Annotated in this window: 10 protein-coding genes and 3 rRNA genes (1 of these 13 only partly in view); 1 reads left to right on the top strand and 12 read right to left on the bottom strand. The window is 42.1% G+C overall.

The genetic code is table 11. From position 1 onward, the window contains the following. Position 1: 1 nt before the first annotated feature. The 4 genes from LY624_RS07065 to LY624_RS07050 form a co-directional block, all read right to left on the bottom strand. Positions 2 to 328 carry a hypothetical protein gene (locus LY624_RS07065; RefSeq protein ID WP_130150085.1) on the bottom strand — a complete coding sequence of 109 codons (327 nt, stop codon included), beginning with the start codon at positions 326 to 328 and terminating at the stop codon, positions 2 to 4. A 143-nt stretch (positions 329 to 471) separates the two neighbouring features. Next, positions 472 to 1,974 (bottom strand): alanine/glycine:cation symporter family protein, encoded by a 1,503-nt coding sequence (locus tag LY624_RS07060; RefSeq protein WP_341804170.1) that lies wholly within the window; start codon positions 1,972 to 1,974, stop codon positions 472 to 474. A gap of 286 nt (positions 1,975 to 2,260) precedes the next feature. After that, entirely contained in the window at positions 2,261 to 3,388 is a 1,128-nt protein-coding gene (locus LY624_RS07055; RefSeq protein WP_341804169.1) for a M14 family metallopeptidase, read from the bottom strand. A 201-nt stretch (positions 3,389 to 3,589) separates the two neighbouring features. Next, the gene (locus LY624_RS07050) at positions 3,590 to 5,032 is read right to left on the bottom strand and encodes a glyceraldehyde-3-phosphate dehydrogenase (protein ID WP_130149653.1); all 1,443 of its coding nucleotides are present in this window, start codon (positions 5,030 to 5,032) and stop codon (positions 3,590 to 3,592) included. A gap of 173 nt (positions 5,033 to 5,205) precedes the next feature. Here LY624_RS07050 and LY624_RS07045 point away from each other — a divergent pair, with 173 nt between their 5' ends. Next, positions 5,206 to 6,006, top strand: a complete 801-nt coding sequence (locus tag LY624_RS07045; RefSeq protein ID WP_130149652.1) for a DUF2989 domain-containing protein — start codon at positions 5,206 to 5,208, stop codon at positions 6,004 to 6,006. 42 nt (positions 6,007 to 6,048) lie between these two features. Here the strand turns inward: LY624_RS07045 and ihfA are convergent, their stop codons facing one another. The 8 genes from ihfA to LY624_RS07005 all read right to left on the bottom strand — a co-directional run. Further along, positions 6,049 to 6,348 (bottom strand): integration host factor subunit alpha, encoded by a 300-nt coding sequence (gene ihfA / locus LY624_RS07040; RefSeq protein ID WP_036969033.1) that lies wholly within the window; start codon positions 6,346 to 6,348, stop codon positions 6,049 to 6,051. 2 nt (positions 6,349 to 6,350) lie between these two features. Continuing rightward, positions 6,351 to 8,738 (bottom strand): phenylalanine--tRNA ligase subunit beta, encoded by a 2,388-nt coding sequence (gene pheT, locus LY624_RS07035; protein ID WP_341804168.1) that lies wholly within the window; start codon positions 8,736 to 8,738, stop codon positions 6,351 to 6,353. A 15-nt stretch (positions 8,739 to 8,753) separates the two neighbouring features. Beyond that, positions 8,754 to 9,734 (bottom strand): phenylalanine--tRNA ligase subunit alpha, encoded by a 981-nt coding sequence (pheS, locus tag LY624_RS07030; RefSeq protein ID WP_062568835.1) that lies wholly within the window; start codon positions 9,732 to 9,734, stop codon positions 8,754 to 8,756. A gap of 76 nt (positions 9,735 to 9,810) precedes the next feature. After that, the gene (hda, locus tag LY624_RS07025) at positions 9,811 to 10,521 is read right to left on the bottom strand and encodes a DnaA regulatory inactivator Hda (protein WP_205989508.1); all 711 of its coding nucleotides are present in this window, start codon (positions 10,519 to 10,521) and stop codon (positions 9,811 to 9,813) included. Further along, on the bottom strand, positions 10,521 to 11,576 hold the full coding sequence (locus tag LY624_RS07020; protein WP_341804167.1) for a DUF2066 domain-containing protein: 1,056 nt from the start codon (positions 11,574 to 11,576) through the stop codon (positions 10,521 to 10,523). Before LY624_RS07020 ends, hda begins: the two co-directional genes overlap by 1 nt. A 254-nt stretch (positions 11,577 to 11,830) precedes the next feature. Then, positions 11,831 to 11,945: ribosomal RNA gene (gene rrf / locus LY624_RS07015) — 5S ribosomal RNA — on the bottom strand. Positions 11,946 to 12,003: 58 nt separating this feature from the next. After that, a 5S ribosomal RNA gene (gene rrf, locus LY624_RS07010) occupies positions 12,004 to 12,118 on the bottom strand. Positions 12,119 to 12,244: 126 nt separating this feature from the next. Next, positions 12,245 to 13,145, bottom strand: a 23S ribosomal RNA gene (locus LY624_RS07005); it runs 1,982 nt beyond the window's last position.

Raw genomic sequence — 13,145 nt, 5'->3', positions numbered from 1 at the left:
GTTACTTTTTCTTTTTCAAAACTACTAAATAGATGCGGCTAACGAGATACCAAACAAAACCTACAGCCATTGCCGCTGAATAGGCATACCACTCAAGAGACTTTGCTTCGGGGTGCATAAAGTAATAACAGAAAAAGCCCCCTAAAAATAAAATCAGTGCGAGGAAAGAGTGATTCATAAACTTTTGTTGTTTACGAATGCGCGTTTCTTTTTGCATTTGTTGCATTTGTTCATTGCTAAGATCGGTGACTTGGCATTCACAATGCGGACACTGCTTATGTTTATCAGATATTGATTTTGCACATTGCGGGCAACTAATAATCGCCATATCTTTCTCCATACTACGCATAAAAAAGGCGCCTTAAGGCGCCCTTTATTGTACTCGTTTTATGAGTCGATGTCTTATTTGAATTTCATTCAATTGTGAAGATTCGAAAACTGCAATCATCAAACTCATCTTGGAAATACGATTTATTCTTTTTCTTTAGCCTTATCTGCTAAACGCTTTTCCCAAAAGATCGCATTTTTGATGCCTAACTTAACTGGATCAAAAGTAATTTCACCACCCGCTTTCTTTTGATCTTCATAATCACGTAAACAGTTGAGTGCTGGTTTGGCGACAAAGAAAATGGCTAAGATACCGACAATATTAATCCAAGCCATTAAGCCAACACCAATATCACCAATTGCCCAAATATAGCCAGAGCTATTCACCATACCGTAAGCAACCATGAACATGATAACCACTTTAACGACAACTAATGGAATGCTACCTTTAAAATAACGGTTTAAGTAAGCAACGTTAGTTTCTGCAATATAGTAATAAGCAAGGATTGTAGTAAATGCGAAGAAGAACAACGCAATACCAACAAATGCTTCACCAAAACCACCAAATACACTAAATAGTGCCATTTGGGTAAAGGCTGCAGAGCCTACTTCCGTAGCTGCATCAACATTTTGCACAATAAATTGACCCGCAGGTAATTCACCAACAATATTATATTGCTTAGTGATAAGGATCATTAATGCTGTTGCAGTACACACAAAGATTGTATCCACGTAAACAGAAAATGCTTGTACTAAGCCTTGTTGGGCTGGATGATCAACTTCTGCCGCAGATGCTGCGTGGGGGCCCGTACCTTGACCTGCTTCGTTTGAATAGATACCACGTTTAACACCCCAGCCAATTGCAGCCCCAAAACCTGCTTGCGCTGTGAATGCATCAGATAAAATCATTGAGAAGATACCAGGCACTTTATCCAGATTTAAAAATACCACGATTAAAGCAAGTACGATGTAACCTAATGCCATAAATGGCACCACGATTTGTGTGAAGTTTGCGATACGTTTTATACCGCCAAAAATAATAAACGCAAGCACGATTAAAATGATAGCCAGTGCAACTAACTTAAAACTACCTACTTCACCAAAACTTGTGTTAACCAGTGTGCCTTCACCAAACACTTGCGTAAATGCATTACCTACCGCATTTGCTTGTACGCCAGGTAAGAATACGCCACAGGCAACAATAGCTGATACGGCAAATAATACAGCTAGCCACTTTTGCTGTAAGCAACGGTCAAAGTAATACGCTGGACCACCGCGATACTGACCGTCTTCTTCAGATTTATAAATTTGGCCAAGGGTAGACTCTGCATAGGCTGTACTCGCCCCTAAAAAGGCCACAACCCACATCCAGAAAATAGCACCAGGCCCACCGAAGCCAATTGCCGCAGCAACCCCAGCAATATTACCCACACCAACACGGCCAGATAATGAAACAGCTAGCGCTTGGAATGATGAAATACCGGTATCTGAGTTATTAGAACTTAGCAATAACTTACACATTTCTTTGAAATGTCTAACTTGAGCAAAACGGGTTAAAACGGAATAAAATAGACCTGCACCTAGACATAAGTAAATGAGTGCATTACTCCAGATTATGTCATTGACGGCGCTTACAAGAGCTTCCATGGATATCCTCTATGATGATATTTTTTATTGTTAGTTACGATACTCTGCGTGAGCTTGTGAGAATACGCGACATATAAGTGTGAGAAATATTAATAAAATTTAATAACGTCTCAGCGAAACGTATTGAATATTAACTTAAACACCCCATCTTTGTTAACAGTTAATTTTCAAAATGACGTGTACGTGACTTTAATTAACATTCATTGTGTCATTCGTATGCACCGCTGAAACTTTTATCAGTAGATACAATTACGGGCATCAGTTTTGCTGATGCCCGTAATGTGCGTTATCTTAGTTTATCGACCACGTTCACGATGGCCGCTAACGTATCTTGACCAAATTGATACGAGCGACGATCTGACCAACCGTAATCAGGATCTGGTAAATCATCGTTATCTTTAAATGGCATTTCTACCGTATACGCTAATGCATTAAACTCATGGGCAACAGCCGAAGAACCTACCGTTAAGTTAGCCTGACCCGGCTCATCTTTTGGATAACCGTGCTCATCTTGAAATTCAGGTGTCACTGTTAAAAGCGCAGCTTTAAAGCTATCTTCTAAATCTTTTAAGCGGTCATCGTATCCCGGAATGCCTTCGCTGCCCGCAACAAAGTTATATGGAATAGCTTCGTCACCATGAATATCTAGGTGCATATCAAGGCCTGTTTCACGCATTTTATTTAGCACTAAAAATACTTCAGGGCTATTTTCCATGCTTGGCGTTTGCCATTCACGATTTAAGTTCACGCCTTTAGCATTGGTACGCAGATGACCACGAACGCTACCATCTGGGTTCATGTTTGGCACAATGTAGAACACCGCTTTAGATAAGAGTGCAGCGGCATGTGGGTCTTCATCATCAAGTAGTTTATGAAGTAAACCTTCAACATACCACTCAGCCATCGTTTCACCTGGGTGTTGGCGTGCAGTGACCCAAATGCTCTTTTTATCCTCACTTGGGATACCTACACGCAATACACTCATGTCGCGACCATCAAGTGTTTCACCTAATGTTTCTAGTTCACATGCATGTTGGCTTTGTGCCCATGCAAGTAAATCTAAGTGACGGTCATAGCTATATGGTGCAAAGTAAGCAAAATATATGCTGCCACACTCAGGTTCAACTTCAAAAGATAGCGTGCCATCGGCGTACTCAGAAGGAACACGAAACCACGTTTGACGGTCGTATGATGCAACAGCGTGATAACCTTCCCAGCCGTCTGGATACGCTGAGTTTTCTAGGTTATTAATGTGTAATTTATGGTTTTGAAACGGCGTTGTTTCAAGACGAAAGTGAAACCACTGGAAAAAATCAGACTGATTGTCTTTATTAATTTCTAATTGAATATTCAGCGGATCAACGGCTTCAATAACCTTGATATTACCACTGTCAAAATTGCTGGTGATTTTCATTCTATAAACCTATTGGTTAAAAATAATTCTTAGCTACTCGCTTGTTAGTTAAGAATTAAGTCAACGCTCTTATGTAGAACGTTTTGTTAGTAATATGGTGTAGACGTAGCACAGCCTATCACATGCAGAAAATTTGCAAACACTTTCACGACTAAAAAAGCCAGCATAATGCTGGCTTCTATATTATTTATTTTTTAGCTATTAGCGAGGTAAGCTTGGGAAAGTTACTTCAGCCATGTCACGCATACAACGTACAACCTGACAGCTATAACCAAACTCATTATCGTACCAAACGTAAAGCACAACACGGTTGTCATCTACGATTGTTGCTTGTGAGTCAACAACACCTGCGTAACGGCTACCCACTAAGTCTGTAGATACGATTTCAGTTGACGCTGTGTAATCGATTTGGTCACGAAGATCTGAGTAAAGTGCTGTTTCACGTAAGAACGCATTTAGTTCTTCAACAGTTGTACCTTTTTCAAGGTTTAAGTTCAAGATAGCCATCGATACGTTTGGTGTAGGAACACGGATCGCATTACCAGTTAGTTTACCTTCAAGCTCAGGTAACGCTTTAGAAACCGCTTTTGCAGCACCCGTTGATGTGATAACCATGTTAAGTGCAGCAGCACGACCACGACGCTCAGCTTTATGGTAGTTATCAATTAAGTTTTGGTCATTTGTGTACGAGTGAACTGTTTCAACGTGACCATTCTTGATACCAAATTTATCGTTAAGCGCTTTTAACGTAGGCGTAATAGCATTGGTTGTACAGCTTGCTGCACACACAATTTTATCTTCAGGTTTGATATCTTGGTTGTTTACACCGTATACGATGTTTTTAATATTGCCTTTAGCAGGTGCAGTTAATAATACTTTTGCAGCGCCTTTCGCTTCTAAATGCTGACCAAGACCGGCTTCGTCTTTCCAGATACCTGTGTTATCGACAACAAGTGCATTCTCGATACCGTAAGCTGTGTAATCAACTTCGCTTGGTGAGTTAGCGTAGATAACTTGGATGTAACTACCGTTAGCTTTAATTGCATTACGCTCTTTATCAATTGTAATAGAGCCATTGAATGGACCGTGAATAGAGTCACGACGCAGTAAGCTTGCGCGCTTTTCTAGGTCGCCGTCTTTACCGCCACGTACGACGATTGCACGTAAACGTAAATCAGCATAAGGGCCTGACTTCTCAATTAATAGACGCGCTAATAAACGACCGATACGACCGAAGCCATATAACACAACATCACGCGGCTCTTTTCGCTCTGCATTAGCGATTTCCGCCAGTTCGTCAGTTAGGTACTCTTCAACTGAACGACCTTTAGCTGCATCATTAAATAAATAACCATACGCTAGTTTACCAATATCGATACGTGCTGAGTTTAAGTCCATTTTGCTAATCGCTTCAAGAAATGGGAAGCTTTCACGTAAACGTAGTTTTGTACCTTCAAACTGAGCAACTGTTTTGTGTGCTTTGATGATATCGATTGTACTGGCATTAACGAGAGGACGGCCATATACAGCAATTTCGATACCACGACTACGGTAAAGCTTACCAATAATTGGTTGCATGCTTTCTGCGTAGTCTTGACGTTCTTGCCAGCTGTTTGTGTATTCTAACTCGTGAGATGAGGTCATTTTTTTTACCTAATTAAACAATTTTGAACGGATAGCCATAAAAATGTACTGTGATTTGAGAGCAGCACATCTCTGGCACGGGTATTCTAATTTAAACTCAACTGATTCTCCACTGTTACAGATCAATTCATTGCGCTAGAATAAAGTAGTATTTATTAACTTGAGGTTAAGGAATGTTATTAAGAGCAAGCCTGCTGCTTGGTTTACTGGCATTAACTGGGTGCGAAGATCCGCTGACACTGGCCAAAGTGTGTGAAGAAACCCCTGGCTTTTGTAATGACCTAAATAAAGATAGCCACTGTAAAGAGCAACGCAAAGACGTCATCATGCAACGTTATATTGAATATAAGTCGCCTACCGATGAAAATAAGTATCAGCTTTTAAAAGGCTTTGAAAAGTATGACCAATGCGTGTCGTTAGCAGCAAAGATTGAGCATATAAAACTAAAAGAAAAAACAACCTCACGAGTTGAAGGCCACTTGACGAGCATTAAGGAAATGACCCGTATCTTTCAAGATACTAAAGACACCAAACACCCAGGCCTTCTTTACTATCACTGGTCACGCAATAATGACCAATCTGCGTTAACTAAATTACTTGCTCTAGAAAATGATAAAAGTGTCACTGAAAATGCTGAAATGCAATTTTTCCTTGCCAGTTATTATGTAAAGTTTGATGATGAAAAAACAATCGACTTGCTTTACAAAACATTAGAACTCAATAAGGCAGATGAAACCCCAAATCCTGAGATCTACCCAACTTTAGTCAGCTTGTTTTATAAACATGAAAAATACAAGCACGCATATACTTTCGCACGGGTTGCGCAGTTATCTGGCTACGAAAATGTTGATATTTTACCAATCGAACATAAGTTAACAGCCTCAGGTAAGAGCCTAGAAAGCTTAGATGATTTAGCACAACAAACCTACGACAGTATCCAAGCAGGTCAGTTTGTGTCCCCTCGTGATTTTTAAACAGCAAAAAGAAATAAAAAAGGCAGCTAACGCTGCCTTTTTTTATTTTGATTTGCTTGTGCCAACTTCAACGCGAGTTTTTAACTTCTGACCGGGTCTAAAAGTTACCACTCGGCGTGCCGAAATAGGGATATCTTCGCCTGTTTTCGGATTACGGCCTGGACGTTCTTTCTTATCTCGAAGATCAAAGTTACCAAATCCAGAGAGCTTAACCTGCTCACCTTTTTCTAGCGCTGAGCGGATTTCTTCAAAAAACGCTTCAACTAAATCTTTGGCATCTTTCTTATTAATCCCGAGTTTTTCAAATAGGTGTTCAGCTATGTCGGCTTTAGTAAGCGCCATATCTAGTCCCTCAACGATGCGTTAAATTGTTCGGCCAGTGCGGCCACCACATTATCAACTACCTGATTGATATCTTTCTCTTCGAGCGTTCTATCAACCGCTTGTAGTGTTAGAGCAATCGCCAAACTCTTATAATTTGGCTCAATACCTTTGCCCTTATACACATCGAATAAGTTTAGGTCAACCAATTGATTTCCGCCAACTTTTTCTATCACGTTTAAAATATCGCCAGATTTCACCTGATCTTCCACTAAAATCGCGATATCACGGCGGTTTGACGGGAATTTCGACACAGCCACAGCTTCTGGTAATTTTCTTTTTTCTAGTGCAGACATTTCGATTTCAAACACAAATGCTGTGTTATTGATATCTAGTGACTTTTGCACTTGTGGATGCACTGCACCAAAGAAACCTACTTTCTTGCCATCAGAATAAATTACTGCCGATTGACCTGGGTGTAGGCCATCAGACTGCTCTGCTTTTATCTCAAAACGTGCTGCATCATTGCTAATTGCTAAAAGTGCTTCAACATCACCTTTTAAGTCATAGAAATCAACGCTACGCTTTTCTTGAACCCAATGTTCACCGTGTGCAAGACCAGAGATTACCCCACCAATGACAGCAACTTGGTTTACGCCGTTTTCAGCATTTTCGTCACGTAAGAATTTTAAGCCGTGCTCAAATAAACGGACACGTGGTTGCTGACGGTTTTGGTTATACACTAATGATGCTAATAGACCCGGCATTAAGCTCACGCGCATTGCTGACATTTCAACTGAAATTGGGTGTGGCAATACAAGTGCATCACTTTGCGGGTGTAAAATTGCTTGTGCTTTTGGATCAACGAAGCTGTAGGTAATTGCTTCTTGGTAACCACGCGTTACAAGCGTATTACGGAATTTAGTGACCGCAACATGCGACTCATCATGGTTAGTCATTTTTAATTTAGCAGTTGGTGCAACGTTTGGAATGCTGTTATAGCCGTAAACACGCGCAACTTCTTCAATTAAATCTTCTTCGATACGAATATCAAAGCGATAGCTAGGTACGTCAGCACTCCATACGCCATCAACAATTTTCACGTCTAAACCTAAACGCGTTAGGATGTCAGTGACTTTTGCATCATCAATGTGGTGACCAATTACGCGGTCTAAGCGCTCACGACGTAAACGCACTTCTGTTACTTTTGGTAGTTTGTATGTTGCTACGGCTTCAACAACAGGGCCTGCTTCACCGCCAACAATCTCAAGTAATAATGCTGTCGCACGTTCCATTGCATCTTTTTGCAGCGCAAAATCAACACCACGCTCGTAGCGGTGTGACGCATCCGTGTGCAAACCGTAGCTACGTGCTTGACCTGCAATCGCTACCGGGTTAAAGAATGCACTTTCTAATAAGATGTCTGAGGTTGCTTCAGTTACACCAGACTTTTCACCACCAAAAATACCTGCAATAGCAAGCGCTTTGTTGTGATCAGCAATAACAAGCGTAGACTCGTTTAGTTTAGCTGTGTTGCCATCTAACAGAACTAACTCTTCTCCCGCGTTTGCGCTACGTACTTTGATACCACCTTCAATCGCATTTAAATCAAATGCGTGCATTGGGTGACCTAGCTCTAATAACACGTAGTTTGTTACATCAACAACAGGGTCAATTGAGCGAATACCGCTGCGACGCAGCTTTTCTACCATCCAAAGTGGTGTTTCTGCATCAAGGTTAATACCTTTGATTACACGGCCTAAATAACGAGGACACGCTTCATCATTTACAAGCTCAATCGATACTTTGTCATCTATCGTTGCAGCAACTGGTGCGATTTCAAGTGTATTTACATCAACACTATTCAATACGCCCACTTCACGCGCTAGACCTTTAATACCTAAACAATCACCACGGTTTGGTGTTAAGTCAACATCAATAATGTTGTCATCAAGGCTTAAGTATTCACGTAAATCAGTACCGATTGGCGCATCACTTGGTAATTCCATGATGCCATCGCCTTCTTCGCTGATACCTAATTCAACGAATGCGCACAGCATGCCGTGTGAAGGTTGACCACGAAGTTTGGCTTTTTTGATTTTGAAGTCGCCAGGCAATACAGCGCCAACAGTCGCAACAGCGACTTTTAAACCTTGGCGGCAGTTAGGTGCACCACACACGATATCAAGTAGCTCATCACCACCTACGTTTACTTTAGTCACACGTAATTTATCAGCATCAGGGTGTTGACCACACTCAACCACTTCACCAACAACAACGCCTGTGAACTCTGCTGCTGCAGGCTCAACACCGTCAACTTCAAGACCAGCCATTGATAACTGTTCCGAAAGAGCCTGTGTGTCGATTGCTGGGTTAACCCACTCTCTTAACCACTTTTCACTAAATTTCATTTTATATCTTCACTCTTAACGGAACTGGTTTAGGAATTTTAAATCGTTTTCGAAAAATGCACGTAAGTCATTCACGCCGTAACGCAACATGGTTAAACGCTCAACACCCATACCGAATGCGAAGCCTGTGTATTTTTCTGGATCAATACCCACTGATTTAAGAACGTTAGGGTGAACCATGCCACAGCCTAATACCTCTAACCACTTGCCGTTTTTACCCATAACATCAACCTCAGCTGATGGCTCAGTAAATGGGAAGTAAGAAGGACGGAAACGAATTTCCATATCTTCTTCGAAGAAGTTACGTAAAAAGTCGTGCAGAATACCTTTTAACTCAGTGAAGCTTACATCTGTATCAACCATTAAGCCTTCCACTTGGTGGAACATAGGCGTGTGTGTTTGGTCATAATCGTTACGATAAACACGACCTGGAGAGATGATACGCAGTGGTGGCTGCTCAGTTTCCATCGTACGGATTTGTACGCCACTGGTTTGTGTACGTAACACAAGCTTAGGGTTGAAATAGAAAGTATCGTGATCAGCGCGCGCTGGGTGGTGCTCAGGAATATTTAGCGCATCGAAGTTATGAAAATCATCTTCAACTTCAGGACCTGATTTAACCGCAAAACCTAACTCACCAAAAAAGCTTTCAATACGTTCAATAGTACGAGTTACTGGGTGTAAGCCACCTGTTGGCATAACACGACCTGGTAAAGTTACGTCGATTGTTTCTGCCGCTAGTTTCTCTTCAAGAGCCTTACTTGCTAGTAACTCACGCTTTTCGTTAATGGCTGTTTGTACTTCTTGTTTTGCTTGGTTAATCACTTGACCCGCTTCTTTACGCTCTTCAGGAGCAATCTTGCCTAGCGTTTTAAGTAAGTTGGTGATTTCACCTTTTTTACCAAGGTAATTAACCCTGATATCTTCTAATTGCGCGATTTCATTCGCACTGGCTACAGCCTCGAGTGCTTGCGCTAAAATATTTTCTAAGTTCATTGAGTACCTGGTCTTTCACAGAAGGATTTTGTAATAGCTAATGATAACTGAAAGCAAGGACTAGATTCTAGCCCTACTAAAGCTTTAACGTTGATTTTATAAAAGGAATTGTTAATTTTCTTTGTGCAGCCATAGAGGCATGGTCAAGTTTATCTAAAACATCGAGTAGTGCGCGCATATCACGGCTTAATCGCGTTAATAAAAAGCGCGCGCATTCATCGGTCAGTTCAAGGCCGCGCATGTGAGCACGGCGAACGAGTGCTTCAGCTTTGTCATCGTCACTCATTGAGCGTATTTGCAATGTCGTGCCCCATTTCAAACGCGATACAAGATCAGGTAAATTGATATGCAGCATATCAGGTAATAGATCGGCAGTAACAACCAAGTATTTACCTGGCTCATTAAAGCGATTGAAAAAGTTAAATAACCCTTTTTCCCACGCATCATTGCCAGCCACTAAATGAACGTCATCGATACATAAAACATCAAGAGTCTCCAAGCCATCCAGAACGACAGGCCCGTAATCAATCACCTCTCTCATAGACAGTAACATCGTTGACAAACCACGCTCTTGGGCGTCAATACAGGTTGCGTACAACAAGTGAGACTTACCAGAATCACCTAGACCGCATAAGTAAGTATATTGGAATTTACTACTTAGTTTTGTAAATGCATCTTTAAGATGACTAACCTCAAGAGAATTCTCGCCACCAAAATAAGACGTAAACGTTTCATCATCAGGCAACGTAACCGGCAGTGCCATTTGCATAGGTTCTTGCACTAGAATTAAAGCCCCTGCCACTGATATTCAAGTTCGTCTTGATTAATAACTTGATAAAAATCTCGAGGGTCCTCATAGGCTTTAAAGGCACTATCAAGTTCTAGCGCTTTTCTAAAATCATTCATACTGCCAGTGTGATTAACATTGAATTGCACCATATCTGGTGTACGTAGCAAAATTTCTACACGTGTAACAACACTCAAGGTTGCTAATCGGCGTTTTGCAAGTTCAATATCAACAAAGTTATTAATACCCTTCAAATAAAATTTTGCTGATGCAAGTTGGCCAATCGTAGTAGGATCTATCGCATACTCGAATGCCAAGCCTGTGGCTAAACTATCGACCATATCGGCAACAATCTGTTGCTTGTCACCTACCAGCCGATTCGTTTCAAAGAGGTCATCATTAGTAAAACGCCAATCAAGGATCCACGTTTCTGAGTCTTGCTGTTGATACATTCTTGCAGTAATACTGCGCTCTGCACTATAACGACTCGACGCACGCTCTACAGGCTCAGAAAAATTACCCCATACCTCTGGGATACCTACAATTGAGCGGTCTTGTAAATCAAGCAAAGGAACAACGACAGGTAAACCACGCTCACCTGCTTTATCATAAATTAACTGTTCAAGCTGCGGATATGATTCTTGAGTAACCAGTTCACGGCGCCAGTTATCTTCAATACCTAACCAGATAGCCACCAAAGGACGGCGTGTACCCCATAATGGCAGACCGAGATCTTTGATCAGTGCATTAATCTTATTCGCTTCAAACTTAACGACCAGATTTAAACTACCGTCTGCTTTTTCGTCATATTCAAACTTAAGCATATAATCTGAAATATCGCGGGTGCGCTGTTTAGCAAGAGGGTTTTGATCCGCACTTGTATCACCGCTGACCTTAACCAGCACATTAAGCAGTGCTTCACGACTTGCTGCTAAACGAGCATCGCGTGATTTGTCTGCAACTTTAAGGGTATCTTGATATAGATTAGTTACCTCAACAGCAAAAGTTGAAGCACTCGAAAAAAATAATAATAAACAAATAAGTAATCTAGACACAGGCCATTAGTTCTTGCTTTTAAACTGTTTTGATCCTAAATCAAAGCCATACACAAAGCAAAGTTAATTTAATGAATGGTAGCTGACAATGAGGATAGCGCGCGATATAAAATCGCGACGACAAACGTCTTGGGCTGGCCTTGTCGCGTAGCCGCGGGTTTATCCCGCGGCATGGGCTCTCTGTTCGTGAATAGAGCGCAGCGACACGCACAAAAAACCCGCTGCATTGCTGCAACGGGTTTCTTTAATTGGGATCCTGGCGATGTCCTACTTTCACATGGCAAATGCCACACTATCATCGGCGCTGTTTCGTTTCACTACTGAGTTCGGCATGGGGTCAGGTGGGTCAAAAACGCTATTGTCACCAAGAAAATTCTGTTTGATTTTCTTATTATTTTTAATTTAAAGTCTTTCGACTGAATTAGGAGCCTGGCGATGTCCTACTTTCACATGGCAAATGCCACACTATCATCGGCGCTGTTTCGTTTCACTACTGAGTTCGGCATGGGGTCAGGTGGGTCCAAAACGCTATTGTCACCAAGCGTATTCTGTTGTAAGCGCGATATAAAATCGCGACTACTAAATTCGGAATGCTGATTTTAAGTAAATTCTACTTTAGTTTCTTAACTTCTGTCTGTTACGCTGCCACAAAACGCGTTTGGCGTTGTATGGTTAAGCCTCACGGGTAATTAGTACAGGTTAGCTTAATGGCTCACACCACTTCCACATCCTGCCTATCAACGTTGTAGTCTTCAACGGCCCTTCAGAGACTTTAAAAGTCTAGTGAGAACTCATCTCGAGGCCTGCTTCGCGCTTAGATGCTTTCAGCGCTTATCAGTTCCGAACGTAGCTACCGGGCAGTGCCATTGGCATGACAACCCGAACACCAGCGGTTCGTTCACTCCGGTCCTCTCGTACTAGGAGCAACCCCTCTCAATTCTCAAACGCCCACGGCAGATAGGGACCGAACTGTCTCACGACGTTCTAAACCCAGCTCGCGTACCACTTTAAATGGCGAACAGCCATACCCTTGGGACCGACTTCAGCCCCAGGATGTGATGAGCCGACATCGAGGTGCCAAACACCGCCGTCGATATGAACTCTTGGGCGGTATCAGCCTGTTATCCCCGGAGTACCTTTTATCCGTTGAGCGATGGCCCTTCCATTCAGAACCACCGGATCACTATGACCTACTTTCGTACCTGCTCGACGTGTCTGTCTCGCAGTTAAGCTGGCTTCTACCATTACACTAACCGTACGATGTCCGACCGTACTTAGCCAACCTTCGTGCTCCTCCGTTACTCTTTGGGAGGAGACCGCCCCAGTCAAACTACCCACCAGGCACTGTCCGTAATCCCGATCAGGGACCAACGTTAGAACATCAACACTACAAGGGTGGTATTTCAAGGACGGCTCCACAAAGACTAGCGTCTCTGCTTCAAAGCCTCCCACCTATCCTACACATGTAGGGTCAATGTTCAGTGCCAAGCTGTAGTAAAGGTTCACGGGGTCTTTCCGTCTAGCCGCGGGTACACAGCATCTTCACTGCGATTTCAATTTCACTGAGTC

Origin of the sequence: Pseudoalteromonas sp. N1230-9 (assembly GCF_032716425.1) — a bacterium.
In the GTDB taxonomy this organism is placed as follows: domain Bacteria; phylum Pseudomonadota; class Gammaproteobacteria; order Enterobacterales; family Alteromonadaceae; genus Pseudoalteromonas.
Note: the sequence above shows the minus strand (reverse complement) of the source record. Positions and strands in the feature narration are given on the sequence as shown.

Bases quoted from the DNA above. Each gene is read 5' to 3' on its own strand.
- LY624_RS07065 (WP_130150085.1), bottom strand. From the start codon at position 328: ATGGCGATTATTAGTTGCCCGCAATGTGCAAAATCAATATCTGATAAA.
- LY624_RS07060 (WP_341804170.1), bottom strand. From the start codon at position 1,974: ATGGAAGCTCTTGTAAGCGCCGTCAATGACATAATCTGGAGTAATGCA.
- LY624_RS07055 (WP_341804169.1), bottom strand. From the start codon at position 3,388: ATGAAAATCACCAGCAATTTTGACAGTGGTAATATCAAGGTTATTGAA.
- LY624_RS07050 (WP_130149653.1), bottom strand. From the start codon at position 5,032: ATGACCTCATCTCACGAGTTAGAATACACAAACAGCTGGCAAGAACGT.
- LY624_RS07045 (WP_130149652.1), top strand. From the start codon at position 5,206: ATGTTATTAAGAGCAAGCCTGCTGCTTGGTTTACTGGCATTAACTGGG.
- ihfA (WP_036969033.1), bottom strand. From the start codon at position 6,348: ATGGCGCTTACTAAAGCCGACATAGCTGAACACCTATTTGAAAAACTC.
- pheT (WP_341804168.1), bottom strand. From the start codon at position 8,738: ATGAAATTTAGTGAAAAGTGGTTAAGAGAGTGGGTTAACCCAGCAATC.
- pheS (WP_062568835.1), bottom strand. From the start codon at position 9,734: ATGAACTTAGAAAATATTTTAGCGCAAGCACTCGAGGCTGTAGCCAGT.